Here is a 24,888-nt window from a genome sequence, read left to right as displayed (position 1 = left end):
TTTCTACCATACAAAAAAGCAGATCGGGAAGTTTCCCGACCTGCTTTTTATTTTATGAAGGCTGCCCAACAGCCTCAATTTCAATTGAAATTTTGACCTCGTCGCCAATCAAGACTCCGCCAGTTTCCAATGCGGCATTATAGGTTAAGCCGAAATCAGCACGTTTGATGCTTCCCACCGCACTGAAACCAGCTTTCTCATTTCCCCAGGGATCTTTGCCCGTACCTTCAAATGTAACGTCGAACGTCTCAGGCCTCGTAACGCCGCGTATCGTCAAATCGCCGGTTAGCGCGTATTCTCCATCTCCAGTTTTTGTAACTTGAGTGGATTGGAATGTCATCGTAGGGTGCTTCTCGCTATCAAAAAAATCAGCTGAACGCAGATGTGCGTCTCGATCCGTATTGCGAGTATCAATGCTGCTTATCTCCACCTGAAAGTGAATATCGGCCGACGAGAGATCCGTCGCATCCGCTTCAATCTGTGCTTCGAACGAGTGGAATGTGCCTTTAACCTTAGCAATCATCATGTGCCTGACGGAGAAGTCAATACTGCTGTGACTTGCATCTACTGCCCATTTTGACTTGGCCATAAAAGTTACGCCTCCTAAGTAATAACTTATTAAAAATAATTTACTAACTATTACTCATTCCATTTTATCGTAACTCGGCGCCTATCTTTTGTCAAACAATTTCTGGAAGAAAACCGTTGTTTAATTCCCTTTACCGTCATACATTAATGTATCGGCAGAAGTCCAAAAAAATCCCCTTTGTAGGAGGAAACAGGAATGGCGGCAGAATCGAATAAACCTGTGTATTATGATGGAAGCGGTATCATTCAATTGCCACCCGGGAAAACCGTTCCGACGGACATCACGATTAAACCTGCCAATACGAACAGTGCGCCCATCCCAATTCCGTATTTTCCTTATTTACGCTAAAAAAACATGAAGACCGCCAAGGCCCTGAGCCCTGACGGTCTTCTGCTAATTTTCAAAACCCAGCGAGAACACCGCTAGGGGAACTGGAGGCCACTATTGTGAGGAAAACGAGCTGATTCCTCTCCGAGCGGAACTACAGGGCCTTATTCTGCCTTCATGGCAGGTTTTCCGGGTGAAATCGGCAGAATAGTGGACCGTCATTCCCTCTACATGTGGGAAATGCCCCTTTTCTGGGGAATAGTTGCCTATAGTTCCCTCCCTTAAATAAGAAAAGGCACCCTAAGGGGCACCTTTCAATAACCTAAACCAGTTCCACGTCAATAAGCTTAAACTGAGTTACATCGACTAGTCCACGGTTTGAAATCCGAATTTCAGGGATAACCGGCAGTGCGATCAATGAAAAAGTCATAAACGGTGCGTTTAACGGACAGCCGATTTGTTTCCATGCTCCTTCGAGCTGGGCAACTTCGTCAACGACTTCAAGCAGAGATTTTTCGGACATAAGGCCTGCTATCGTTAACGGCACTTGAGCCAGCACACGGCCGTTCTCTACGACGATAGTGCCGCCTCCCAACTTGATCAGCTCATTTGCGGCTAAAGCCATATCCTGCTCATCAATGCCCATAACAATCAAATTATGGCTGTCATGCGCAACGGTAGACGCTACAGCGCCGGATTTCAATTGAAATCCGCTCGTGAAACCAAGCGAAATTTCACCTGTGCCGCGGTGACGCTCAATACAAGCCAGACGGACAACGTCCTGCTGGATATCCGGTTGAATAATGCCATCCTCGACACTTAGCGTGGCTGTCATTTTCGCTGTTCTTGCACTATTTTCAATCACCTGAATGACATTGACGCTTGTTCGCTCATCGTTACCGCGGCTTGCAAGCTGAAAGTCCTGCGCCGTCAGCTCCCGCTTCACATTCATGGAGCTGCGAATATGCGACGGATACACATACGTAGGGAAATCTGCAACAATTTGGCCCTGGTCAAAGATAATGTTCCCGTCCGTCATGACAGTGACAGGCTCAACCTTTTGCAAATCATCAAGCAGTAAAATGTCTGCACATTTACCTGGTGTAATGCTGCCTAGATCCTTCTCCAGGTTAAAATAGCGTGCCACATTAATGGTCACCATTTGAATCGCGGTAACAGGATCGACGCCCTCTTCAATCGCACGGCGCACCACATGATTAAGATGTCCTTTTTCCACCAATGTTTGCGGACTGACGTCATCCGTGACAAGGGAGATGTTAGAGGTGTTCACTTTATCTTCGGTAACCACCTTGATGACCTCTTTGACATCATGCCAAGCGGAGCCTTCGCGAATCATCAAATGCATGCCCATGCGGACTTTGTGCAGCCCTTGCTCGCGTGTTACGGTTTCGTGATCGGAGGTCACGCCGGACGCGATATAAGCTTGCAGCATACGGTCATCTTCGCTTGGGAAATGCCCCGTGACGGCTTTGCCGCTGTTAATCGTCGCTTCAATTTCTCCGCACATTTTCGGATCCCCGTAGACGACACCAGGGAAGTTCATCACTTCACCAAGTCCGACTACATTTTCCCACTGCAATCCTTCTTCAATATCCTTCACTTCCAAGCTGGCACCCGCATCTTCCAAGTCTGTTGTCGCAGGCACGCAAGATGGAAACGTCGTGAACACTTTGAGCGGCAGCTGCTGCCCCTCTTCATGCATCAGCTTTACTCCTTCGGAACCGAACACATTGGCAATCTCATGAGGGTCCATGAAGATCCCCGTTGTTCCTTTGGGCAGAGCCGCTTTCGCAAACTCCGTTACAGAAAGCATCGTGCTTTCAACATGCATATGGCCATCCAGGAATCCTGGAGCTATGTATTTCCCAGCTGCATCAATAACAATCGTTTGATTGCCAATCGTGTGGTCGGCGTTCCCGACAAATGCCACTCGTCCCTCGGCCACAGCGACATCCATATGCGCAATTAATTCCCCTGAATACACATTGACCAGTGTGCCGTTCTTAATGACAACATCCGCATAAGCGCTGCCCATAGCGACTTTAGCCAACTTCCCGCTCACTTCAACCAATTTATTTCTTTTATATTGAGTCATGTTAGTTCTCCCTATTGTGAATTTCAACTTCTATTATAGCCCATTTAGATGACATCCCAAAGCCGGGGAAGCAGAAAAAGACTATCCCTGCAACGCTGCAGAAAATAGTCTTCATGCTTAGAAATCAGCTAACCGAAGTCAACCCCCGTACCTATACCCGGCGACCCGCTCAAAAAAATCCACGCCGCCAACTTGGCCGCCCTTGAGCACAAGCTCCAGACCGTCAAACGAAGGCTCATTGGCATAAGCCCGGCATAGCGGTCCGCCAGGGTCAAGAATGGAAATGCACTCTAGTGCGTAGACGCCAAGCTCTCTAGTCACATACCCCGAGGTATCTCCTCCCGCTATCAAAACACGCGAAATACCAAGCTGACGAACAAGCTCTTTGGTCAACTCCCCTAGCGCCTGGCCAAGCAGACGGCTGCTGTCTTCCGCTCTGATCCCCCGGGTGCACAGCACCTCTCGCATGCGTCCAATGCTTTCATCGTTCGGCCCCGTTGCCGAGTATACGATGACGCTCCTGCCGCCAGCCAACCAGTGCTGAGCTTCTTGCTGCAAGGCAATCTTTGCCGATTCCCGCGTTTCTGGGCTAAGCAGAGCTTCCATCGGAACGCGAATGCCTGCGAAACCGGCTTGCAGCGCATGTCCGATCTGAACCTCGGTTATAGGCGAACAGCTGCCTGAAACCACCAACAGTGGCCCAGCCTGTGATGCCTCCGCTCGTAACCTGCGGCTGTCCGCTGCGGCATCCGAATTCCCTGCATCTTTTCGCCATACAGCTCCGAGCGCGTATTCTACACCGGAAGAACCGATGACGAACAGTCCATCATGCTCCGCCGCCTCTTCCCAAATCATTCTCCCGGCCGCTTCCAAGCGCTGCTCATCCAATACGTCAAATAGCAGCAGATCCGGCTGCTCTTGGCGGATAACCGTCTCCAAGCGCTCCCGAACATCCGCATACGAGCCGTCTAGCGCCTTAATATCCAGCAAAGCCGTTTTCAGCGCTGTCTGCTGCGCCAAATGCTTGCGAAGATCAGACTCCGCCATGGGCGTAACCGGATGCTTGGACATCGTTGGATGGCGATCCAAGCGATGCACCGTTCCTCCCGCGCCGCCAGCTGCAAAATGGTTGCCAAACAGCGTATACCGGCCCAGATAAGGAACGCCGACAAGCAGCGGAATGTACCGGCCGCCAAATACCTCGCGCCCGATTTCCGCCGCTTTGCCGATGCTGCCCGTGCCAGGCGAGGAGTCGAAGGTCGAGCATATTTTATAATGCACGACGGCGGCTCCGGCAACTTTTAGCGTCATAAAAAGCGGACGCAGCTCCCGCTCCATCTCCTCGGGCGTTAAGGAGCGTCCCACACCGGCGACGCCGAAACAATCGACGTCTTGAAACTGCTCCTGTAGCACCTCGGGCGTGGGAGGCTCCAGAAACAGGACGGTTTTCAGACCTGCCTGAAACAGCGACTCCAATACATCCGTAGACCCGGTAAAATCATCACCGTAGTAACAGAGCGGTCTTCTGGCGGTTCGCCCAGAGGCCGATACTTGCTTAAAAGGGGTATCTTCCATCGACCTTCACCCCTTCCCGTATTTCTCGATCGCCCTTTGCAGGGAAGGATGCTGCGCCGCATAGGCGTCCAGCGGTATTCCCTGAACCGCCGCTTCCCAGCCCAGCTTCATGCTCTCGAAGCCGGCCGCAGGGCCATCGGGATGAGCCAGCATGCCTCCGCCGGCCAAGTGCATCACATCTACGGTCCCTGTTGCCGCATAGGTAGCCGGAGCCATCCCCGCCCACTGGGCTGAGGAAACGACAGGCATCGCTTTGTAGCCGCCGAGCAGCGGAGACGTGCAAGCCGCAATCGACCGAACCACCGATTCGTTGCTTTCATAAAACTTGCTATTTAACCCGTTAACGTGCAGATGATCGGCCCCGGCTAATCGGCATAGCTTCTGATAAGCCGTGAATTCAATACCCAGCAGCGGAGACCGCGTCAGCATCCCCCATTGATTGCGATGCCCGTGAATGGGAACCTCGCTGAATTGGTTCAAATACGTCAGTCCCGACAGCCCGACGCTAAGTATGCTAACCATCACGCAGGTTCCGCCGGCTTTTACAACCAAATCATGGTTCCTGTGCAGTTCGTCATAATCCCCTGTGATGTTAAAAGCGTACATCAGCTTCTTACCCGTCGCATCTGCCGCTCGCTCAACCGCCTCCATGACGGCCTTTACTTTGTCCGCTAATGGCGCATAAGGGGGATTCGCATTCAATTCATCGTCTTTGATGAAATCCATGCCCGCTCTCCCCAGCTTCTCCACCAAAGCCGACAGCTCCTCCATGGATAAACCTACGCTGGGCTTCACGATCGTCCCAAGGATCGGCCGGTCATACACGCCCGTCAGCTTCCGTGTCCCCTCTATCCCGAATTTCGGGCCAGGGTACCGCACCGTAAATGCCTCCGGCAGCTCCAAATCCAAAAGCCTCAGCCCCGACAATTCTTGAAGCTCATATAAATTGCCAGCAACAGCAGACATTAAATTCGGTATGGATGGCCCAAAATTATGAAGAGGAAACGATACCGTCACTCGCCCACGCCGATATTTGCCGTCATGACCCGGCGGCGTCTTCGCTCCCGGCAAGGACGGAGTATCCGTATCGTCCAACGGCTCGATACGCTCCACTCTTGCGCCATGCCGCTCCTTCACGGCATCCGTCTCTCCAGGGACAGCTGTGAACGTCCCCGTGGACTGCTCGCCGGCGATGGATGCGGCAGCCCGCTCCAGCGAATATGCCGTTTCCACCAGATAGACGGCTGTAACACGATCTTGATCCATATGGTTTCTCTCCTTCCTCTATGCCAAATCGCTTTAGGACCCTGTCTTCGTTTCTTTGGCTGCTTCAAGAACAGCCTTCACATGTTCTACGCCGGATCTTGGGGATGAAAGCACTGGCTTGCCTGTTGCTTCCGCCAACGCTTGCTCCATGCGCGCCATGGAGCCTTGCGCCAATACCAGCACATCGGCGGCATCTGTTGCCCGTTTCGCCGTTTCCAGCAGCAAACGGTCGTGCTCTTCCGGCTTGCCGCTGATCAAGGCATCAAAGGCGCCCTCCGCGAGCCCGCTCACAAGCTGCACCTCTCGACCGGCTTCATCCGCCTTGCGCTGAATGAGCCGCAAGGTTGGCTCCAAGGTAGATGGCAGTGTTGCCAGCACGGCAATCCGCGTGTAGCCGGCTACCGCTTTGGCCGCCATCCATTCGTCGATTCGCACGATCGGAATGCCGATGGCCTCCACAGCTTCATCCGCCACATCGCCAACGGAGGAACATGTGTTAAGAATCACATCAGCCCCCAGCTCTTCCGCGTGCCGATAATACTGTACCAAATGGCGGGACACGACTTCGGGTATGTGCCCGGCACGCACGACATCGCCAATCAGGCTGTCATCGATAATATTCACGAGCCGAATATCCGGCAGCATCTCTTGAAACACCTTTTTCAAAGGATCGGCCAAGCCCTGACCTGTATAAATCGCAACAACGGTTTGCATGGAACTCCTCCTAGTCGCTTTCACGTGGAAGCGGATTGTCTTTCACTCATTTGCTCATTTGTTCATTCACTCATTCACTCATTCACTCATTCACTCATTCACTCATCTATGCATTCACACACTTACCAAACAAATTCCTTATCCAACCGGCGATACTCCCCAGTCCGCATAGGAGCCTCCTCAAATACCTGCCGCCCGCTGTACAAAGGTTTCTTCGTACCCTTCGGCGTAATATTTACAACATCATCCCCACGCCATTCCGTCTCAAAGGTTTGACCTACCGCATTCTCCAACGTCTTGCGGAAGCTCAGCGGGAAGGTCACCGTAATTTTCTCACCTGCGACAGCAGCCCCCAGCAAGAGGAAGTGCTTGTTCACCCAACTGCTCGCTTCGCTGCCTTTGCCTTCCATCACTTCTCCATTGCGTTCACGCACAAACTTGATTTTCGTAAAGCCGGCCCACTCCGGGATTCGGATCTGCAGGCGAGAAATATCCGTGTGAATATCGAGCACGACTTTGCCTTCATGCGGCAGGTAGGAGCTGACATCCAACCATTTGGAGCCGCGGTTCAAAAGGAAATTGACGCTAATCGTCCCTTTTTTCTCTGTAATCGTGTTACTCCAACCCATGAAGAGCCCGCGTGTGCCTGAGCCTAGGCAGCAAATCTGCAAATCGTTCGTATGACCGCGTCCCTCATTCACATCGCAAACGAAATCATTTGGCGCCGAATAGCCTGCAAAAGAACCCCGTGTCCGCTCCGCTACTTTATAGAAGCTTTTATTCGCAGGAATGTCCGCTGACTTGTCATCCGCTTCCTCCACCCAATCCAGATCCAGCAGCTGCGATTCCGCCAGATGGTTGCGCAAAAACCGTTCCACCGTTCCCCAATATTCCACATAGCCGCTTTGTGCCAAGGTAATGCCTGTCGCGATTAAATCAACCAAGGAGCATGTTTCATGCTCATAAGCTTGCTCGTGCAGATCGCCCGGCGTCCAGCCGAAGTTCGTGCATTTAGTCAGCGCCCAATCGTAGCATTTCTTGACCCAAGCGAGCATAGCCGCATCTCCCGTGTAGACGCCGAACCTCGCGATAGCATCAAGCGTGCCAATCCGCGTATGGAAGTGCCCGCTCCGATAAGCCAGCGAGTCGTTGAAGCTGCCGTCTTGATTGAATACACCGCTGCGCTCCATAATTAATGCCGTAAAAAATTGGCATAGTTCATAAGCATCCTGATTGCCCGTCAGCTCATGATATTTCAACAAAGGCATGACCAAACGGCCGCAGAAAGCTGCCGGATCGGGCGCCAAACGCAGTTGGATCGCGTTATTCGACGGCCAGCCCGTTTCTTTGTATTCCGAAGCCGGATAATACCAAACATCGCGCTCTTTGATCGCGATTCGTTTCAAAGCCGCCACGTGGCGGTCGGCCGCTTCTTTAACCTTCGGGTCCCCTGATTCCATGAACCAAGTCGTCAAAGATAAAATAACCGCCCGCTGGTCAATCAGGTTCGCATTCGGCTCCCAATTGCGGGTTGGATTGATCTGTCTATAGCTCATCCCGTCTTCTTTGAAAAAAGACAACAGGTTGGCACGATAACGCTCCTCAACTTCTTTGCCGAACTCTTCTCCCGACATGTGGCGGGCAAGAATTAATCCATCGATCATCCGTCCGTGCGAGGAACCGTAGTCCCAATCTCCATGCGTCATAAAGGCAGGTTTGTGCATCAAATCAGCTGCAAAAAAAGGAATATAGTTATGGTCGCGATCCGCCATGCCGATCATGGCATTGATGGCGTGTGCGGCGCGTTCTTCGAGCATAAGCGTATCGGGAATTAAACGTTTCGACATACGTGTTCTCTCCTTATTGGTCCGCTTGACCGATGGCTTTGCGGTATTCACCGATGGTCATGCCGATTTTTCTTTTGAAAATTTGGCTGAAATACCGGTAATCCTCATAGCCCACCTTTTGCGCGACTTCGTAGTTTTTGTATTTCGATTTATTCATCAACTCTTTGGCCTTGTGCAAACGGATATCGGTTAAATAATCGACGAAATTTTTCCCCGTCATTTTCTTGAAAATCCGACTTAAATAGTCTGCATTTAAATAATAGCTGCTAGCAATTTGATGCAAGGAGAGAGACTGATCGTAATTGCTCTCCATCCATTTTTTCAGCTCGCTGACGACCTTCTCTCCCTGCTTTTCCCCGGATTGGCCGTAGAAACAGAGCACAGCAGGCAGCAGGTCATCTTTGAAAATCTTTTTCATCGCGTCTACGTCGTTACGTTGGTGAATCAACTCCGAATACATGTGCGTATTTTTGCCGCAGATCTCCTCTAATCGAACATCCTTCGCCTGAAGCTGCTTCTCCACCGCATGAAGGAGTAAATCCGCACTCCACTGCAAATGTCCCACCGTCGTAACGTCACTTACGAATGCCGCAAACAACCGCTCGAATTCTTGCTCCACAGCCTGCTTATTCCCGGATTGAAGCACCCATAAGAACGAATTCTCTTGGTCCTGCGGATACATGCCGGATAAAGGCGCCGCTTTGTTCTCTGCAAAAAGCAAGGCGTTCACCGCTGACAGGAGTTTCCCGGACAAAGCTTTTCTCGCTTCGTGATAAGCCTCCCCCAGCTTGACAGCCTCCAGCTTCTTAGTGCTCATGCCAAAGCTGATGCTATCGCTCCCCGCCTGCTTAATGGCAGCTAACACACTTGTGTGCAGCCGGCTAAAATCTTTGGCGTCCAACCGAGCCCCGCAAAGCGCAATCGCAATCTCCCGGCTGCTATCGTGCAGCGTCGTAACCTCGTACTCCCATCGCCCCCCGAAAAGGAACGGCTTCATTCGGTTTAATTGCTCATGAATCACCGGCAGCAGACGAGCATGATCGCAGTGCTCTTGGAAGGTGTCCGTGTGACCGAGCATCACGGCATATTCACCGGCTTGCCAACTGGAAGGAACGAAGGCATCCTCTCCTTCCTCGGCATGCAGCAGAAGCTGCCGCAGCCAATCCTCTCCCTGGACGCGGGAGGCTTTGCGTTTCTCCGCTTCGCGTCGATCCAACTCGAGAAGGGCCTTCTCCACCACCGCAGCAAGCTCTTCCTTTTTCACCGGCTTAAGCAAGTAGTCAAATGCTTTGTGGCGGATGGCTTCCTTCGTATATTCGAAATCCGAATATCCACTGATCACAATCGTCAGCAAGTCCGGGAGCTCTTGGCTGAGCATGCCCAGCAGCTGTTTACCGTCGAGGCCCGGCATCCGCATATCCAGGAAGAGCAGGTCCGGCTTTTTGTCCAAAGCCATCTCATAGCCTTCTCCCCCGTCACTTGCTTCGCCAACAAGCTCCAAGCCCCATTCGTTCCAGGAAATAGACTGAATTAATCCTCTTCGTATCCACTTTTCATCGTCTACAATGATGACTCTTCGCATTTCCTGTACCTCCTCAAAGACTTAGATTTCGCTTGACTCAACCTTTCATGGAACCCGCTGTCAGCCCGTCAATAATGTATCTTTGCAGCAATAAATAAATGATCAGAATCGGTGCAATGACAAGCACCATGAAGGCAAACACAACGCCCCAATTCGTGCTGTACATCGTGACAAAATTAAAGATTTGCAGGACAATCGTCCACTTCGTGCTATCTGTCATCAGATAGAAAGGTCCGAAGAAATCGTTCCAAACCGACACCATTACCACAATGGATACGGTTACAAGCACGGTAAGCAATAGCGGTAAAATCATCTGCCAATACAATCGGAAATAGCTGCAGCCTTCTAGCAAAGCCGCTTCATCCAATTCTCTCGGGATCGATTTCATAAAGCCTACAAGCAAAAACACAGCAAATGGCAGCAGCACCGCCGTATAATACATAATCAAACTGAAATACGTACCTTTAATATGAAGATCACCTAACAGCTTAATCGTAGGCACAATGGAGACCGGAACAATCAGCCCCATAATGAACATGTAATAAGCTCCTTGCAGAAACCGATCGTCTCTTCGTTGAATGATAAAAGCAGCCATGGAGGCAAATAAATTCACACAGACGACAACCAGGACGGAAATAAGAATACTATTTTTAAAGCCCCGCCAAATGTTTGCCTGCTGAAAGACTTCTTTGTAATTGGTAAAATGCCATTCGGAAGGAAGGGATAGGCCGAATAACGCCGATTCCCGAATGCCTTTAAATGAATTGACCAGAATCATCAGAAAGGGAATCAGAATCAGACAGGCCAAGCAAACTGCGACGATTTCCAGTATCCAAAGTGTCCACTTTTTTCTCATCACATCTCGACCTCTCTCTTCTTCATCGCCATCAGTACCGGAACGCCAACAATGGTGACTAGGACGAATAAAACAACGTTAACCGCCGTCGCGTAACCGAATAACCCTGTGCTGAACATCCCGCGAATGTAGGTATAAAATACTTCTGTGGTATAACCCGGTCCACCTTCTGTCAGGACCATGACCATTTCAAACACTTTCATGGAACCAATCATGGAGAGAAGGACATTGACGGTAAGTGCCGGAGCTAACAACGGGAATATAATGGAGCGGAAACGCTGCCAATATTGCGCCCCATCCATGGACGAGCTTTCAATCAGATCCTTCGGAATAAACTGCAAGCCGGCCAAATAAACAACCATCGAGAAGCCGGCAACACGCCATAGATCGGTCAAGATTATCGAAAACAAAGCATATTTGGGGTCATTCAACCAGTCCTGCGCCATTACATGCAGCCCTACTGCATCAAGCACCGTGTTGACAATGCCATGCTCAGGGTGATAAATCGCTCGAAAAATATAACCTATGACAATCGGCGCAATCACATAGGGCAGAAAAAAGATCATGCGCAGCAAATTTCGCAGTTTAAGTGCTTCATTCAAAATTAAAGCTAATCCTAATCCCAAAAAGTTTTGCATCAAGGTCACAACCGCCGCAAAAATCAACGTATTGATCAAAGCCGTTTTCAATCTGGGTTCTTTGAACAGCTCAATATAGTTGTCCAGCCCGTTAAAGCGAATCTGCACCGCATTAATGTTCCAGTCCGTAAAGCTGTAATAAAACCCAATGAGCGTTGGGGTAATGAAAAACAGTAGAAACACGGCGAGAGCCGGGAATGAAAAATAAAGCGGGTATTTCGTCTTTCCCATCTCGTCTCCCCTCCTTCTTTATAAAGTGTTCCGGCCGGAACCAAGCTCCGACCGGACAGACAGACTTGGAACGAAATCTCCTTATTTGAAGCCGTCAAGCAGCTTGGCTTTGCCATCTTTCTCATAGTTCGCAGAGAATTCCTTCAGCGCTTTGTCGACGTCTCCATCGATGAAGAACGTTTGCAGCGTTTTTTGGAAATCAGCGAAGGTTGGTGTCAGACGATTTTGCACGTTAATTTTCGCTTTATTCGCATCGATCAGATCTTTTACCGTTTGCTGTACAGGATACAAGCTGCTCTTAGCGCCTTGGAAAATCGGGATCCCTGGGCTCGTTTGGTAGTACAGATCCACCATCTCAGGAGAAATCATGAATTTAACCAGCTCAGCAGCCACATCGGCATGTTTCGCTTTATTCGGAATCATCAATTGGTTCGGCGGCGTGATCATTGCTGTTCCTGCATCCGCAGCGGACGGGAACGGGAAGAAGCCAATTTTATTCGTCACGAACTCTTTTCCGAATTTCTTCTCCAATTGCGGAATAATGCCGTCAAGCATGAAAGCCATGCCGACTTTGCCTTCACCCATCAAATTTTGCAGCTCATCAAATGTGCCGGCCAACGGATTGGATTGAATCAATCCAAGATCTTTCAGTTCCTTTTGTTTGGCGAAAAGGTCTTTGAGTGCTGGAATATCGGCCAACTTGAGCGCATTTTTCTCTAAATTTTGAACCCCTGCATCCCCGATCGCCGGGTCCACATTCGATACCCAACCGGTAAAGTAGAACACTTGCGGCGGCCAGCCGTCTTTGACACCTTCATAGAAAGGCGTGATGCCTGCTGCCTTGATCTTCTTAGCACCTTCGATCATATCCGCATAATTTTTGGGAGGCTGAATGCCCGCTTTGCTAAATACATCCTTGTTATAATAAATGCCCATCATGCCGGTAGCACCGAAAGGGACACCATAAATTTTCTTGTTCGCATCCGCCTGAAAATCTTTCATCGTCGGAATAATGCGATCCCATACCGCCTGATCCCCCGACCACTCGCGAAGCGTTTCAGAAGCTCTCAGCTTAACGTACTGCTTAGGGCCTGGCTGCATGAGGAAGAGATCCGGGAAGTCGCCCGTGGAAAAGCGCGTTTTCATCATGTTGTCGAAATCGCCGCCAGGCAGTGCTTGCAGCTCGACCTTATTGCCTGTTTTCGTTTCGAACTCTTTGAAGATTTTATTAAAAGGTGTGGCATCAACCGTATTAGCGATCGCAAACGTCAGTGTGACCGGATCTTTTTTCGCTGGAGCCGCTGTTGCTGCGGCTGTTGATGCAGCGGGCGTTGCAGCTGCCGGTGTGCTGCTCATTGTATTTGTGCCTGCGCTTCCACAAGCCGTTAATGCCATAACTGCCGCAACCGAAGCAGACAGTGTTACCGTTTTCATTTTCTTCATTTTCTGTACCCCTCCTTCAATATTCCTTACAGATTAGATTATATTGCAACCACTTACTTGCGACCCATGCACGATAACGACTTTCTATGTTGAATATTCCTACATCCTAATCTCAACCAAGTTGCTGAAGCAGTTTCAGCGTCACTTCCGTCCCTATTCCTTTTCTGCTTTCAATTTGGAATTGAAACTGCTCGCCGTAACGAATCGTGTACCTGGCATATACGTTCTGGACGCCAATCCCTCCGCTTGCGGCAGACAGCTTATATTCTTCCTGATAAAGCGGTTGTCTTAGCGAGGCCAGAATCTGCTCCAGCCGTTTCTCCGAGATGCCGACACCGTCGTCTTTGACTTGGATATACACCCATTCCGCTTCCCTCCAAGCCTTGAGGCGAATCGTCCCTTTTCCTCTTTTGCGCTCAATCCCGTGGAAAACCGCGTTTTCGACCAGTGGCTGCAGAGTCATTTTTAACATGGGAAAATGGTACAGGTCATCTTCGATTTCTAATTGATAGTCAATCTTGCCTTCAAAACGAATGCTCTGAATGTTGATATACGCGTCAATCTGTACGAGCTCTTCCTGCAACGTAACGATTTCATCCGTATTTTTCGTGTTATAACGGAACATATCGGCTAGCGATTGCGACATTTGGCCAATCTCTTCTACGTGATGATAATCAGCCATAGCTTTGATGCTATCCAGCGTGTTGTACAGGAAATGCGGGTTAATCTGCGAATAGAGCATTGCCAACTCCACCTGCTGCAGCTTAATTTGATAGACATACTTCGTCTCGATCTGTTTCTGCAACTCATCCTGCATAGCGTTGAAATTCATCGCGATTCGGCCGATTTCATCTTTGCGTTTAATATCCACTCTGACGGAAAAATCGCCACGTTTAATGTGATTAACGGTTTTATATAAATCCAGAATCGGATTGGTAATGCTTCTTCCGAACAACAGCGATAGAATCGCAGTCACCAGAAAAGCGGCCAAAGCTGTCCAGATAGCTGTCGTTTTGATGGAATCCAGCGGGCTGAATATTTCTTCTTTCGGCATGATGAGCACGGTTTTCCAATTGGAGTATTGGGAGCGGGTGTACGAAACCAGCATCGTCTGATCGCCGTTGCCCGTCCAAAACTTACCGCTGTCCCCTTTAATCTGGGATAAAGCCTCTGGATCCATATCGGCTGCATGCCCCTCTGCGGAATCGTAGATCGGATTATTAATCTCATTTAAGATGAGAAAGCGACTGTTCTTCGTCAGGTCTGCACGCTGACCAATGCCTTTAAACAAACCGTAATTATAGTCGGCGCGCACCACAATAAATCCAGTCGGATTCGAGAAATCGCGAATAAGCATCGAAGTCGAATAGGCTGTCGGACTTTCCTCCTGCCCACTTACCGGGGGGGAAGCGAAGAAATTCACGAGCCCGTCTTTGGCAATCGTCTGCTTGAACCATTCGGCGTTCAACACCTGGCTCGGGCTGCCGAAGGAGGTATTATCGGAGGAATTCAGCAGTTCACCATCGCTGTAATAAATCTGAAAACGGATAAAGTCGGGTATCGGCGTAATGTTGAAGCTTTTCAAAAACAGATCCCCAAGCTTCTGGCGGAATAGAAATTTATTTTGGCTGTCCATTGTCGGGTATGCATTAATGTTGTCAATATATTCCTGAGTATAGTAGGGAGCGAGGAGCAGATTTCTTTTATTATGAAAATCATTATCCATGTTAAATTCGATCTGCCGGACGATTTGCGAGCTGGCGGTTTCTACACGTTCCGCCATGGAATTGTAGGAGATATAAAATGAAGCGGTTCCAATCAAGGCAATGCAGAAAAGAATAATGACGAAATAACTCAATAACAGCATCGTACGAATTCTAGGAAATAAGGTCTCTAATCTCTTCCTTAAGCTTTCCATCCAACGCATCTTGATGACCCGCCTTTCTATCTATGCGAAAACAGCCGGAATTGGCTAGAAGGCTGAGCTACCCGCCCACCCTCTATCCGATTCCGGTCTGCTTGACTTGCCTTTAGTTTAGCATAGAAACGTTTTCAAACACATAACTTCCTGAACCTACCTTGTGCACAGCTGCAGATGGCCCTGGGACATGAATGGTTGCTGTCGTATTCGCAGGCACATTCACTTGAAGATGGAAGTCCCCATTCTCGGATAAATGCCACTCTACCGTTACTACGCCGTAAAGAGATTCATAACTTGCCTTCACCCAGCTCAAGTTACCGCCCGGCTTCGGCCGTATGATGACGTGCTGAAAGCCTGGAGCCGCAGGATCTGCTTCAATGCCGGCCATATACCGGAACATCCATTCGCCAACAGAGCCAAGGGAATAGTGATTGAAGGAATTCATCGACGGCGTCTGAAAGCCTTGCTCCTCCGTCCATCCATCCCAGCGCTCCCAGATCGTGGTTGCCCCGTGGTTGATGGAGTACATCCAAGACGGGAACGCTTCTTGCGTCAAAAGCTTGTAAGCGACGTCCAAGCAGCCATTATCCGTCAGCGCCGGCAATAAGTAGCCTACGCCGAGGAACCCCGTTGATAACCGGTTGCCGCGCCCCTGAATGTCCGCCACCAGGCGTTCCCGTGCTTGCCCGCGCTGTTCTTCCGTTAGCAGCCCGAACTGCAGCGCCAATACGTAAACCGTCTGCGTATCGCCGTGAATGCGCCCGTCCTCAGCGACAAAAGCTTTGCGGAATGCCGCAGCAATATCGTCAAATAAGGCTTGATATTGCTCTGCTTCCTCGTTTTTCCCTAATACGCCGGCAATTTGAGCAAGCAGCTTCGTGCTGTAAGCGAAGTAGGTTGTTGCGAGCACTTCGTTCGGCGTGTCAGCCCCGATGGACAGCCAATCGGCGTAATTGGCATACCCCGGACGCACCAGCTCCTCAGTGGTGTTTTTCAGGTAGTGCACCCATTTGACCATCGCCTCATAATGCGTTTCGAGGATACGCACATCGCCGTACATGAGATAGATCGTCCATGGGATAATGACGCCGGCATCTCCCCAACCGGAATTGTCCGGGGCGAACCAGTTCAGCCTTGTATTCCAGTTTTTATGGCGAATCCAACCCGCGTCCGGAGCGACATCCGTGAATGCCCCTGAAGGCTGCTGGCAATCCACCATGTCCCAGACATATTTGCTGAAAAATCGGGAGACGTCCATGTTGTATGCCGCTGTACGGGCAAAAATTTGCGCATCTCCCGTCCAGCCAAGCCGCTCATCCCGCTGCGGGCAATCCGTCGGTACCGACAGGAAGTTCCCGCGCTGTCCCCATGTAATGTTCGAATACAGCTGGTTCACCATCGCATCGGATGTCTCCAGCTTCCCGGTAACCGGTGTATCGGAATGAACAACTTTTCCCGTGATAGTATCCAGATCAGGCTCTCTCGGGTAGCCGATCAATTCCACATAACGGAAGCCGTGGAACGTAAAGTGGGGCTCGTAGCTTTCCAGTCCCTCTCCTTTTAAAATATAGTGATCCTGCTGGCAGGCCTCTCGCAAGTTATCCACATATAGTGTGCCATCCGGATTCAATATCTCCGCATGACTTAATGTAATCATCGTTCCGCGCTCACCTTGCACCGTTACAGCCGTCCAACCGACCATGTTTTGACCCATATCATAGATATAAGTACCCGTTGCCGTTTTCTTCACGCTGATCGGTTTCATCGTCTTGGTGATGCGGATCGGCGGCTCAATCGCTGCCACAAGAAGTCCGTTATACCCTGAGCGCACATCCGGCGCTTCCCAGGCTGCGTCCACATAACCCGGCTCATGCCAACCGGTTAATTCCTCCCTCGCATCATAGGCTTCCCCTTTGATCATATCGGAATATTGAATCGGCCCTCTGGCCGTCGTCCAGGAACGATCCGTGATCACTTTTTCCTTCGTTCCATCCTCGTAGTCCAAGCTAACCTGCATGAGGAAAAACGGTCTTTCTCCGTAAACTTTATCACCGAGAAATCCTACAGTCCCCGCGTACCAGCCGTCTCCCAAAATAACGCCGAACGCATTATCACCAGTCTTCAGTTTCTCTGTAATATCGACGGCCTGAACCTGTACGCGAATGTTGTAATCCGTCCATCCCGGAGCAAAACGGTCACCGATTCGCTCACCATTCACATGCAAGTCATAGACGCCTAATGCTGTCGCGTACACAATTGCCCGACGCACCTTTTTCTTGACCTCAAACGATTTTCTGAAAAATGGAGAAGGCTGCATGAGCGCGTCCGGCTCGGATTTGCGTCCGATCCATTGCGCTTTCCAATCGCCTCGTGACAAAATCCCCATCATCCAGAACGCTGTCTCGCTCCATTCCGTAACCACGCCAGCTCGATCCCAGATGCGCACTTTCCAATAATATTCCCCTTCAGATTGAAGAGGTTGCCCCTCATACGAGACATGAGTCGATGCATTCGAATTCACTTTGCCGCTGTCCCACATATCCGCTTGATCATTCGCTAACTTTTCCCGAGAAGAAGCCACCATGATGTGATAAGCGCTCTGTACGACTTCTTGTTTATCAGCTTCCAACTGCCAGAAAAACCGAGGCTTCAGGACGTCAAGGCCAATCGGATTCGTCATATATTCGGTTTTACAATGTGCTACTCTTGTCGTCATTAGGTAACCCTCCATTTATTGTGCTGTTAATGGTGAAACAGGTCTCAAACGTATCGTAAAATTCATCCGCTCAGCTTTAATCAAATACTTATCGAGCGTAGGCGCATAGCCGCAGCTATGATTGCCTAGACCGCTCTGTCTGGCATCCAGTTTGACAATGGTTTGGTCCACCTTTGTGAGGTGATGAACATGTTTCGTTGTTGTCAAGTCCTCCGTCGTGTAGTGATGAACACTCGTGTCGAAGGTCGGCTCACCTGTGAACAGCAGCCCGACTCCTTCTTGATTCCGAAGGGACGACCACCTTACGTCCGCTTTATTACCATTCTCCTGCGGCTTGATATACGGCACAAACTGCTCCTGTACTGATCCGCTGTATACGCCCAGCTTGCCGCTCTCTTTACGATCCGCATAACATTCGTGCGGCCCACGGCCAAACCACGTCAGCTGGTCGAAGCTGTCCGGCATCACAAGCTCTACCCCGAATCGAGGCAGCGGCGGCAGCTCCTCCCTCGGTTCAATCTGCACGTCCAGCGTCACTTCACCGTCTGCGGCGATGGTATAGACCATGCGGGAATCGAAAGCGATCTTCCCGCCTCGCGCCCCAACAACGGACTTGACCGTTATCCGGCTGCCTCCCGCTTCCGTCTGGTCAACGGCAACGTCACGCACATCCGTAACAAGCCGATTGTAGCCGGCTTTCACCCACTCTTTGGCGAGGTGGACATCGTTATCGACCGGAGCACGCCATAAATGGAGCTTGGGTCCTGCCGTCAGCAAGGAAACTCCTTTGTACGTCCACGCTGTCATTGCGCCTTTATTTCTATCAAACACCACTATGAAATCTTGGCCCGTAAGCGTAATTTCATTGCCTCCTTCTTGCAGCGTCAAAGGAGTTGCCTCTTGAACGGCATCCTTTGGATCAGGTACCTCAGGAACGCTTAACACCGGAATATCCGCCCAGGCAATCTCATGACCTTTTTCAGCCCATACGACCGGATCCCGCAGCATAAAATGAATGTTAAGCCAATATTCACCCTTGTTTTTCAGCTTGTGCACATCGATAGGGACATGGATGTCCTCAGACTGGCCTGCAGGGGTGTTCAGCCTCGCGAGTTCCCCTTTTTCCACCATGACGCCATCCTGCCACAAGCTCCATAATCCCTGTAAATGAGATAAGGACACAAAATCATACCTGTTCCGGACTCTCAGCTTGCCTAGCGCTGCATCCATAACCTCGATTTTCACCGGTTCAATGGCTTTCTTGTATTCCAACAGAGAAGCTTTGATCGACCGATCCGGGAAAAGCAGCCCATCCAGGCAAAAATGACCGCTGTGCGGCTCTTCGCCAAAATCGCCGCCATACGCATAACAGGCTTCCCCTCGCTCAGTCTGCTGCCGGATGCCTTGGTCCGCCCATTCCCAGATCAGACCGCCAAGCAGCCGTGGATACGTGTAGACCGCCTCCCAATACTCTTGCAAATTCCCCACGGCATTGCCCATGGCATGCCCGAATTCGCACATGAGGTAAGGGCGCTTATCGTCCTTGCAGCCTTCTTGAATGACGGTTTCAACCGCAGGATACATCGAGCTGACGACATCAACGACGGGTGCATCATAAGCACGTTCATAATGAATCGGACGCGTCGGATCGGCTTCCCTGATCCATGCTGCCATGGCATCGTGATTGGCCCCGTAGCCGGACTCATTGCCAAGCGACCACATAATAATGGATGGATGATTTTTATCCCTTTCCACCATTCGTTTCGCCCGCTGGACGAACGCTTCTTCCCACTCAGGCTGCTGAGCCAGATGCCCTTCATTCCCGTAAAAGTGAAATCCGTGCGTCTCCAGATCCGTTTCATCGATGACATATAAACCATAACGGTCGCATAACTCCAGCCATCGTGAATCATTCGGATAATGTGATAAGCGAACCGAATTGATGTTATGCTGTTTCATTAAAGTGATATCGCGCAGCATCGATTCCCTCGTTGTCACATAGCCCAGCTCAGGATCGAATTCGTTACGATTAACGCCCTTAATAATAATCGGACTGCCGTTAACGAGCAGTTGTCCCTCCGCAATCCTAATGTCCCGGAAACCGACGTGTACGCTTTTAACCTCTACGATTTGCTGTTTCTTGTCGTACATGGTGAGTAGTAACGTGTATAAGTAAGGCGTTTCCGCCGTCCACAATCGAGGAGATAGCACCTCATGAATTAGCTCTGCTACAGGTTCATCCTGCCGCACATGATGGTACCGATCACAGACGATATGCCGATCCGCATCCAACAGCGTCGTTCGGAGTTGAAAGAAATCCGATTTGGAAAAGGACGCCTCCGTTACGCCGGCAAAAGCAACGCGAATCTCTAACTTCGCTTTGGCATAACCCTCATCCAAATGAGTTCTGACTCTGGCGTCGCTCACCGACACTTGCGGGGAGGACAATAAATAAACGTCACGAAAAATCCCGCTCATCCGCCATTTATCCTGGCTCTCCAGATAACTGCCGTCGCACCATTGATACACTTGTACGGCAATGACATTTTGCCCCTCCTTTAAGTAAGGGCTTACATAAAACTCGGAATGAAAGTGGCTGCCTTGGCTATAGCCGACGAAATGGCCGTTTATCCAAACGTGAAAGGCGGAATCCACCCCTTCAAAAACTAGATGGACCCGTCGATTGTTCGTTGTCTCTTGGAAGTGAAACTGCGTCCTGTAGCAGCCGACCGGATTATGATTAGGCACATAGGGCGGATTGATCGGAAAAGGATACGGACAGCTGCTATAATGGGGTCTCCCATATCCGTGTAACTGCCAGTTCGAGGGGACCGGTATTGTAGCCCAGCCGTTCGGTTCAAAGCTTGGCATATAGAAATCAGCCGGCACTTCCGCCACAGATTCCCCGTATGTAAAATCCCATTCGCCATTCAGCGACTGCACATTGGGCGAGCGTTCTCTTTCATTAGCGAGAGCACTCTCCCAATCGTCATATGGAATCAAATCCGCATGCGGCGGCTCTGTATTTCTCTCTAGAATGCTTAGATTTTGCCAATCTGGAATGTGATCTCCAGGCATCATGTTATTCGCCTCCATCGTATATCCTTTTCAGCATAGTCTACGAATAGCCATGGTGACTGTTCAAAAATCCGACCACTTTTGTTGTGAAAACTGTGCTGAAACAAGTCGGGATTTTCTACAGTCGATCCGCTTTGTCTATGTGATAATGAATTGAATGAAAGATCCGATTGACTAGGGAGTGATACGGTAATGGAAAGACGTGAATTCGGCGGAACGGGCATGCAAGTCAGCGCTCTGGGTTTTGGAGCAGCAGAGATCGGTTTTATTGGTGCTAATGCTGGGGATATTGCGTATTTATTGGAAAGTGCGCTGGACGAAGGGCTCAATTTAATTGATACAGGTGAGTGTTATGGGGACAGTGAAACGTTAATCGGCAAAGCTGTGAAACACCGCCGAAATGATTACCACTTGTTCACGAAGTGCGGCCATGGGAAAGTCGCCGGTTATGACCGGCCGGATTGGGAACCGGCGCTGCTGGAAGAGACGATCGACAGGAGCCTCGCTCGCTTGCAAACGGATTATCTCGATGTGGTGCATCTGCATAACTGCTCGGAAGCGATTCTCCGTCAAGGCGATGTAATTGATGTGCTCCTTAGGGCCAAGGAGAAAGGAAAGATTCGATTCGCGGGATACAGCGGAGATCATGCTGCCGCCAAATATGCCGTGGAATGCGGAGCTTTCCACTCCCTGCAAACCTCCGTCAGTATCGCCGACCAAGAAGCTATCGAGCTGACGCTTCCGGAAGCGGCCAGACGAGGCATCGGTGTAGTCGCCAAGCGTCCTATTGCAAACGCGGTATGGATCGCACCTGAGAAAATTGCGAATGATCGGCATCAAGAATATTGGAACAGACTTCAGCAATTAGATTACGACTTCCTGAAAGTAGGCTCCAGCGATGCGATTGGGGACGCACTGCGTTTCACTTTATCCGTCCCCGGGGTGCATACCGCTATTGTAGGTACCGCCAAACAGGGCAGATGGCAGGAAAATGCGAAGTGGTTGGAGCAAGGGAATCTGGCAGCTGATGACTATGCGGCTATCCGTTTGCGTTGGAAAGAACGAGCGCAGCCGGATTGGCGCGGATTGGGCTGAACGGGCTTTGATTAGTTTCCTTTTTAAACAGTTGTTGAGCTGCTACAACTTCCACTTACTTTGACGATACTCCGTGGGTGTATAGCCCATATGCCGCTTGAACATTTTGGAAAAGTGCACATAATCCGAAAATCCAACAGCCGCACTAACTTCGTAAACTTTATTAGCCGAATCCGAGAGCTGTTTGGCGGCTTTATCCATTCTGAGTCGAATCAGATACTGGCTGAAGGGAACGCCAAGCTCTGTTTTAAACATATGGCTGAAATTAGCCGGTTTGACTTCCAGTTGTTGGGCAATTTTCGTTAATGTAAGCTCAGGATCGCCAAAATGCTTCTCCACATAGGCAATTCCCGCTTGAATCACCTTGCCGTATCCCCAGTTCCTCGTCACTCGAATCGTCTTCATAGCGGCATAAATATGGGCAATGAAGGTGTCGAAGTGATGCGTGATCTTATCCAACCCTCGCGGAAACGGTAACTCTTGACCCGAAGCGGAGCGAAATTCATCTTCCAATAAAGCGATATAACCCGTCAATTTTCTTTCCATGTCGTAGGTATTCAGTTTGTTTTTCATTAATTCATGCTGCAACGAGTTCAGCTCTTTCTCAATCTCCAGTTCCCGGAGATCCCATAAATCGCGGGCCAGCTGCTTCGCACTCGTTTTGAATGACCATAACTGCTCTTTGTTGTCATGAACAATGCGTGCTTTCTCAAGCAGTATCTTCTCACGCAAGGCATGTAAAGTTGGCAGCAGATGCTCCTCATTAATCGGTTTCAATAAATAATCCGCTGCACCAGCACGCAAAGCTTGCTGAGCGTATTCAAATTCCCCATAACCGGATACTACGATGACCGAAGATGAAATGCCTTCCTGTTTAAGAGCCGACATTAAGGCTATTCCATCCATGACAGGCATACGAATATCCGTAATAATGATGTCCGGCACATGTTGCCTTGCCAGGGCGAGGGCCATCTGCCCATCCTCTGCTTCCCCTACGATTTTGAATCCTTCGGCTTCCGTCTCCATCAGAGCGATCAGCCCCATTCTTACAATCGGTTCGTCTTCGACAACGACGACGGTCATCATACGGATCGCTCCTTCCGATAAGGCATTCTAATCTCGACAATGGTTCCTGTGTTTTCCGAGCACACAATGGAAAGGCCATAAGGTTCACCGAACTCAAGTCTCAACCTGCTGTGAACGTTCCACATGCCGATCCCTCCGAATGGAGCGCTGGCTTGCAGCATTTGTTCCTCCGACATGTAGGCAAAAGCTTGGTTATACGTCTCCACCAGATCCGGTGGCATCCCCCTGCCTTTGTCAATAATCAGAAGTTTGATTCCGGCATCATCGAAGCTGGCTCGAAGACCAATATACGTAGGCTTAATTGAATAATCCTCATAGCCATGAATAAAGGCATTTTCGACTATCGGCTGGATCGTGAGACGAAGTGTATGAATATCCTTTAAACCATTCAAGTCCAAATCGACGTCTACTTCCAAGCTTTGATAACGTTCCTTCTGAATGTGAATATAGTTGAACATGTGCTGGATTTCTTCAGCCAGCGATACCGTGTCCTCCGGATTGTCGATGCTGTAGCGGAATATATCGGACAACCATACCGTCATCTGACTGATCGGTTTCACCTTGGCGATGATGGCATAGGCATTGATAACTCCCAACGTATTATAAAGAAAATGGGGGTTAATTCTCGCTTGCAGCATCTGAATCTTGGATTCTCTTTGGTGAATGGCCATTTCTTTTTCCTTCTGATGGGATGTATGCATCATTTTGATCAGCCGATTCAAGTCTTCTAACATCAGATTAAACCCTCTGTTCAGACTTCCGATTTCATCCTTACGCAGAGGAGCGCGAATGCTCAGGTCGCCCATCTCCACTTTTTTCATTAAATTCATTAAGTGCGAGAGTGCACGCGTGATGGAGAGTGAAAAACTGAGAATCGTCACAAAAGCCAATACAATGAGCAGCAAGACAAACCCTAGGGTTAGATTTCGAAAATAAATCAAATCTTCCATCAGTTCCCGCAGCGGAACTTCCGACACGATTGTTAGCCCAGTTGATGCTGAGCGGTTATACACAACAATAGACTTGCTTGCTCCTGCCCCATTTGTAAAGTAAGGCGTATTTATGTTTTCGAAATGACTCTTATATTTTGCCGGCAGTAGCTGCTGCCATTTTTGCGGATCAGGATGATACAGGTACTTGTCGTCCGTGTTCACGATGGAGATCATCCCTGTTTTACCCAGTTGGGCTTGGTTAATGATGTCGGTCGTTCGGTTCAAGGATAAGTCAATGATCAGATAACCTGCCGTTACATACGTTTCATTATCGATGATTCTTCGAAAGACCGTAATAACCTCCGTACCGTCTCCTGTCATGCTGATGCCCAAAATCCGAAAATTGTCCTTGTTGTTATCAGCAAATTCTTTTCTATAACTATCAACACGATCTGAGAAAGCTATGTTGCTATAATAAGGACCCTTCAGTGAAATAATGGACAGTCCATAAATATCATCTCGATTATAGACCATGTTGGGAATGAGATCCGCCCGGATACGCGAGCTTAAATCATAATAGTCATATTGATTATTAGGGTCTATTTTGACAAATTGCTGTACGAGTGGATGGGCAAGCAGAGGAAGTGTCGCCTTTTTTATATCAGAAAAATAGACATCAAGGTTATAGTTAATTTGGCGCATAAGCTGTTGATTATTATTAATGGCATTATCCTCAATGGTTTCCATGGAACGATCGTACCAGAACTTACCGAGGATCAAAAACGGCAAACAGAAGAAGCCGAAGAAGAGCAGAACCAGCTTTAACTTAATCGTCATCGTCTTGATTCGCATACTGCATTCCCCTTTTTCTTCCGT

Annotated in this window: 17 protein-coding genes; 2 read left to right on the top strand and 15 right to left on the bottom strand. The window is 49.6% G+C overall.

Annotation, left to right across the window (positions count from 1 at the left end; translation table 11 throughout):
* Nucleotides 1-52 precede the first annotated feature (52 nt).
* The gene (locus GON05_RS03960; RefSeq protein WP_157317902.1) at nucleotides 53-589 is read right to left on the bottom strand and encodes a YceI family protein; all 537 of its coding nucleotides are present in this window, start codon (nucleotides 587-589) and stop codon (nucleotides 53-55) included.
* 195 nt (nucleotides 590-784) lie between these two features.
* On the opposite strand from GON05_RS03960, the gene GON05_RS03955 reads away from it, so the two are divergent.
* Nucleotides 785-937 carry a hypothetical protein gene (locus GON05_RS03955; protein ID WP_157317901.1) on the top strand — a complete coding sequence of 51 codons (153 nt, stop codon included), beginning with the start codon at nucleotides 785-787 and terminating at the stop codon, nucleotides 935-937.
* Nucleotides 938-1,238: 301 nt separating this feature from the next.
* On the opposite strand, the gene ade is transcribed toward GON05_RS03955, so the two are convergent.
* The 12 genes from ade to lacZ form a co-directional block, all read right to left on the bottom strand.
* Nucleotides 1,239-3,032 carry an adenine deaminase gene (ade, locus tag GON05_RS03950; RefSeq protein WP_157317900.1) on the bottom strand — a complete coding sequence of 598 codons (1,794 nt, stop codon included), beginning with the start codon at nucleotides 3,030-3,032 and terminating at the stop codon, nucleotides 1,239-1,241.
* Nucleotides 3,033-3,170: 138 nt separating this feature from the next.
* Entirely contained in the window at nucleotides 3,171-4,607 is a 1,437-nt protein-coding gene (locus tag GON05_RS03945) for a four-carbon acid sugar kinase family protein (RefSeq protein ID WP_157317899.1), read from the bottom strand.
* Nucleotides 4,608-4,613: 6 nt separating this feature from the next.
* Entirely contained in the window at nucleotides 4,614-5,873 is a 1,260-nt protein-coding gene (locus GON05_RS03940) for a ribulose-bisphosphate carboxylase large subunit family protein (RefSeq protein ID WP_157317898.1), read from the bottom strand.
* A gap of 33 nt (nucleotides 5,874-5,906) precedes the next feature.
* The gene (locus GON05_RS03935) at nucleotides 5,907-6,587 is read right to left on the bottom strand and encodes an aspartate/glutamate racemase family protein (protein ID WP_157317897.1); all 681 of its coding nucleotides are present in this window, start codon (nucleotides 6,585-6,587) and stop codon (nucleotides 5,907-5,909) included.
* Nucleotides 6,588-6,709: 122 nt separating this feature from the next.
* Entirely contained in the window at nucleotides 6,710-8,434 is a 1,725-nt protein-coding gene (locus GON05_RS03930; protein WP_157317896.1) for a glycoside hydrolase family protein, read from the bottom strand.
* A gap of 13 nt (nucleotides 8,435-8,447) precedes the next feature.
* Nucleotides 8,448-10,016: a response regulator transcription factor gene (locus GON05_RS03925; protein ID WP_157317895.1), complete on the bottom strand. Its 1,569-nt coding sequence runs from the start codon at nucleotides 10,014-10,016 to the stop codon at nucleotides 8,448-8,450.
* Nucleotides 10,017-10,053: 37 nt separating this feature from the next.
* Nucleotides 10,054-10,872 carry a carbohydrate ABC transporter permease gene (locus GON05_RS03920; protein ID WP_157317894.1) on the bottom strand — a complete coding sequence of 273 codons (819 nt, stop codon included), beginning with the start codon at nucleotides 10,870-10,872 and terminating at the stop codon, nucleotides 10,054-10,056.
* The gene (locus GON05_RS03915; RefSeq protein WP_157317893.1) at nucleotides 10,872-11,741 is read right to left on the bottom strand and encodes a carbohydrate ABC transporter permease; all 870 of its coding nucleotides are present in this window, start codon (nucleotides 11,739-11,741) and stop codon (nucleotides 10,872-10,874) included. Before GON05_RS03915 ends, GON05_RS03920 begins: the two co-directional genes overlap by 1 nt.
* An 81-nt stretch (nucleotides 11,742-11,822) precedes the next feature.
* Entirely contained in the window at nucleotides 11,823-13,184 is a 1,362-nt protein-coding gene (locus tag GON05_RS03910; RefSeq protein ID WP_157317892.1) for an ABC transporter substrate-binding protein, read from the bottom strand.
* Between the two features lie 112 nt (nucleotides 13,185-13,296).
* Nucleotides 13,297-15,111, bottom strand: a complete 1,815-nt coding sequence (locus GON05_RS03905) for a sensor histidine kinase (protein WP_157317891.1) — start codon at nucleotides 15,109-15,111, stop codon at nucleotides 13,297-13,299.
* Between the two features lie 103 nt (nucleotides 15,112-15,214).
* Nucleotides 15,215-17,821 carry a glycoside hydrolase family 78 protein gene (locus GON05_RS03900; protein WP_157317890.1) on the bottom strand — a complete coding sequence of 869 codons (2,607 nt, stop codon included), beginning with the start codon at nucleotides 17,819-17,821 and terminating at the stop codon, nucleotides 15,215-15,217.
* 15 nt (nucleotides 17,822-17,836) lie between these two features.
* A complete protein-coding gene (gene lacZ, locus GON05_RS03895; protein WP_220138887.1) occupies nucleotides 17,837-20,902 on the bottom strand; it encodes a beta-galactosidase, LacZ type in 3,066 nt (1,021 codons plus the stop codon).
* A 189-nt stretch (nucleotides 20,903-21,091) separates the two neighbouring features.
* Between lacZ and GON05_RS03890 the strand changes: the two genes are divergently transcribed.
* Complete coding sequence (locus tag GON05_RS03890) at nucleotides 21,092-21,994, top strand: aldo/keto reductase (protein WP_157317889.1); 903 nt, start codon at nucleotides 21,092-21,094, stop codon at nucleotides 21,992-21,994.
* A gap of 42 nt (nucleotides 21,995-22,036) precedes the next feature.
* Here the strand turns inward: GON05_RS03890 and GON05_RS03885 are convergent, their stop codons facing one another.
* Nucleotides 22,037-23,080, bottom strand: coding sequence for a response regulator transcription factor (locus GON05_RS03885; RefSeq protein ID WP_157317888.1), 1,044 nt, complete (start codon nucleotides 23,078-23,080; stop codon nucleotides 22,037-22,039).
* The gene (locus GON05_RS03880) at nucleotides 23,077-24,864 is read right to left on the bottom strand and encodes a sensor histidine kinase (RefSeq protein WP_157317887.1); all 1,788 of its coding nucleotides are present in this window, start codon (nucleotides 24,862-24,864) and stop codon (nucleotides 23,077-23,079) included. Before GON05_RS03880 ends, GON05_RS03885 begins: the two co-directional genes overlap by 4 nt.
* Nucleotides 24,865-24,888: the final 24 nt, after the last annotated feature.

Origin of the sequence: Paenibacillus anseongensis (genome assembly GCF_009757995.1) — a bacterium.
Lineage (GTDB): Bacteria > Bacillota > Bacilli > Paenibacillales > NBRC-103111 > Paenibacillus_E > Paenibacillus_E chondroitinus.
This window is presented reverse-complemented; position numbering and strand designations above follow the sequence as displayed.

What these genes read in the sequence shown, in the direction of transcription:
- GON05_RS03960 (WP_157317902.1), bottom strand. Translation starts at nt 589, where the DNA reads ATGGCCAAGTCAAAATGGGCAGTAGATGCAAGTCACAGCAGTATTGAC.
- GON05_RS03955 (WP_157317901.1), top strand. Translation starts at nt 785, where the DNA reads ATGGCGGCAGAATCGAATAAACCTGTGTATTATGATGGAAGCGGTATC.
- ade (WP_157317900.1), bottom strand. Translation starts at nt 3,032, where the DNA reads ATGACTCAATATAAAAGAAATAAATTGGTTGAAGTGAGCGGGAAGTTG.
- GON05_RS03945 (WP_157317899.1), bottom strand. Translation starts at nt 4,607, where the DNA reads ATGGAAGATACCCCTTTTAAGCAAGTATCGGCCTCTGGGCGAACCGCC.
- GON05_RS03940 (WP_157317898.1), bottom strand. Translation starts at nt 5,873, where the DNA reads ATGGATCAAGATCGTGTTACAGCCGTCTATCTGGTGGAAACGGCATAT.
- GON05_RS03935 (WP_157317897.1), bottom strand. Translation starts at nt 6,587, where the DNA reads ATGCAAACCGTTGTTGCGATTTATACAGGTCAGGGCTTGGCCGATCCT.
- GON05_RS03930 (WP_157317896.1), bottom strand. Translation starts at nt 8,434, where the DNA reads ATGTCGAAACGTTTAATTCCCGATACGCTTATGCTCGAAGAACGCGCC.
- GON05_RS03925 (WP_157317895.1), bottom strand. Translation starts at nt 10,016, where the DNA reads ATGCGAAGAGTCATCATTGTAGACGATGAAAAGTGGATACGAAGAGGA.
- GON05_RS03920 (WP_157317894.1), bottom strand. Translation starts at nt 10,872, where the DNA reads ATGAGAAAAAAGTGGACACTTTGGATACTGGAAATCGTCGCAGTTTGC.
- GON05_RS03915 (WP_157317893.1), bottom strand. Translation starts at nt 11,741, where the DNA reads ATGGGAAAGACGAAATACCCGCTTTATTTTTCATTCCCGGCTCTCGCC.
- GON05_RS03910 (WP_157317892.1), bottom strand. Translation starts at nt 13,184, where the DNA reads ATGAAGAAAATGAAAACGGTAACACTGTCTGCTTCGGTTGCGGCAGTT.
- GON05_RS03905 (WP_157317891.1), bottom strand. Translation starts at nt 15,111, where the DNA reads ATGCGTTGGATGGAAAGCTTAAGGAAGAGATTAGAGACCTTATTTCCT.
- GON05_RS03900 (WP_157317890.1), bottom strand. Translation starts at nt 17,821, where the DNA reads ATGACGACAAGAGTAGCACATTGTAAAACCGAATATATGACGAATCCG.
- lacZ (WP_220138887.1), bottom strand. Translation starts at nt 20,902, where the DNA reads ATGATGCCTGGAGATCACATTCCAGATTGGCAAAATCTAAGCATTCTA.
- GON05_RS03890 (WP_157317889.1), top strand. Translation starts at nt 21,092, where the DNA reads ATGGAAAGACGTGAATTCGGCGGAACGGGCATGCAAGTCAGCGCTCTG.
- GON05_RS03885 (WP_157317888.1), bottom strand. Translation starts at nt 23,080, where the DNA reads ATGATGACCGTCGTCGTTGTCGAAGACGAACCGATTGTAAGAATGGGG.
- GON05_RS03880 (WP_157317887.1), bottom strand. Translation starts at nt 24,864, where the DNA reads ATGCGAATCAAGACGATGACGATTAAGTTAAAGCTGGTTCTGCTCTTC.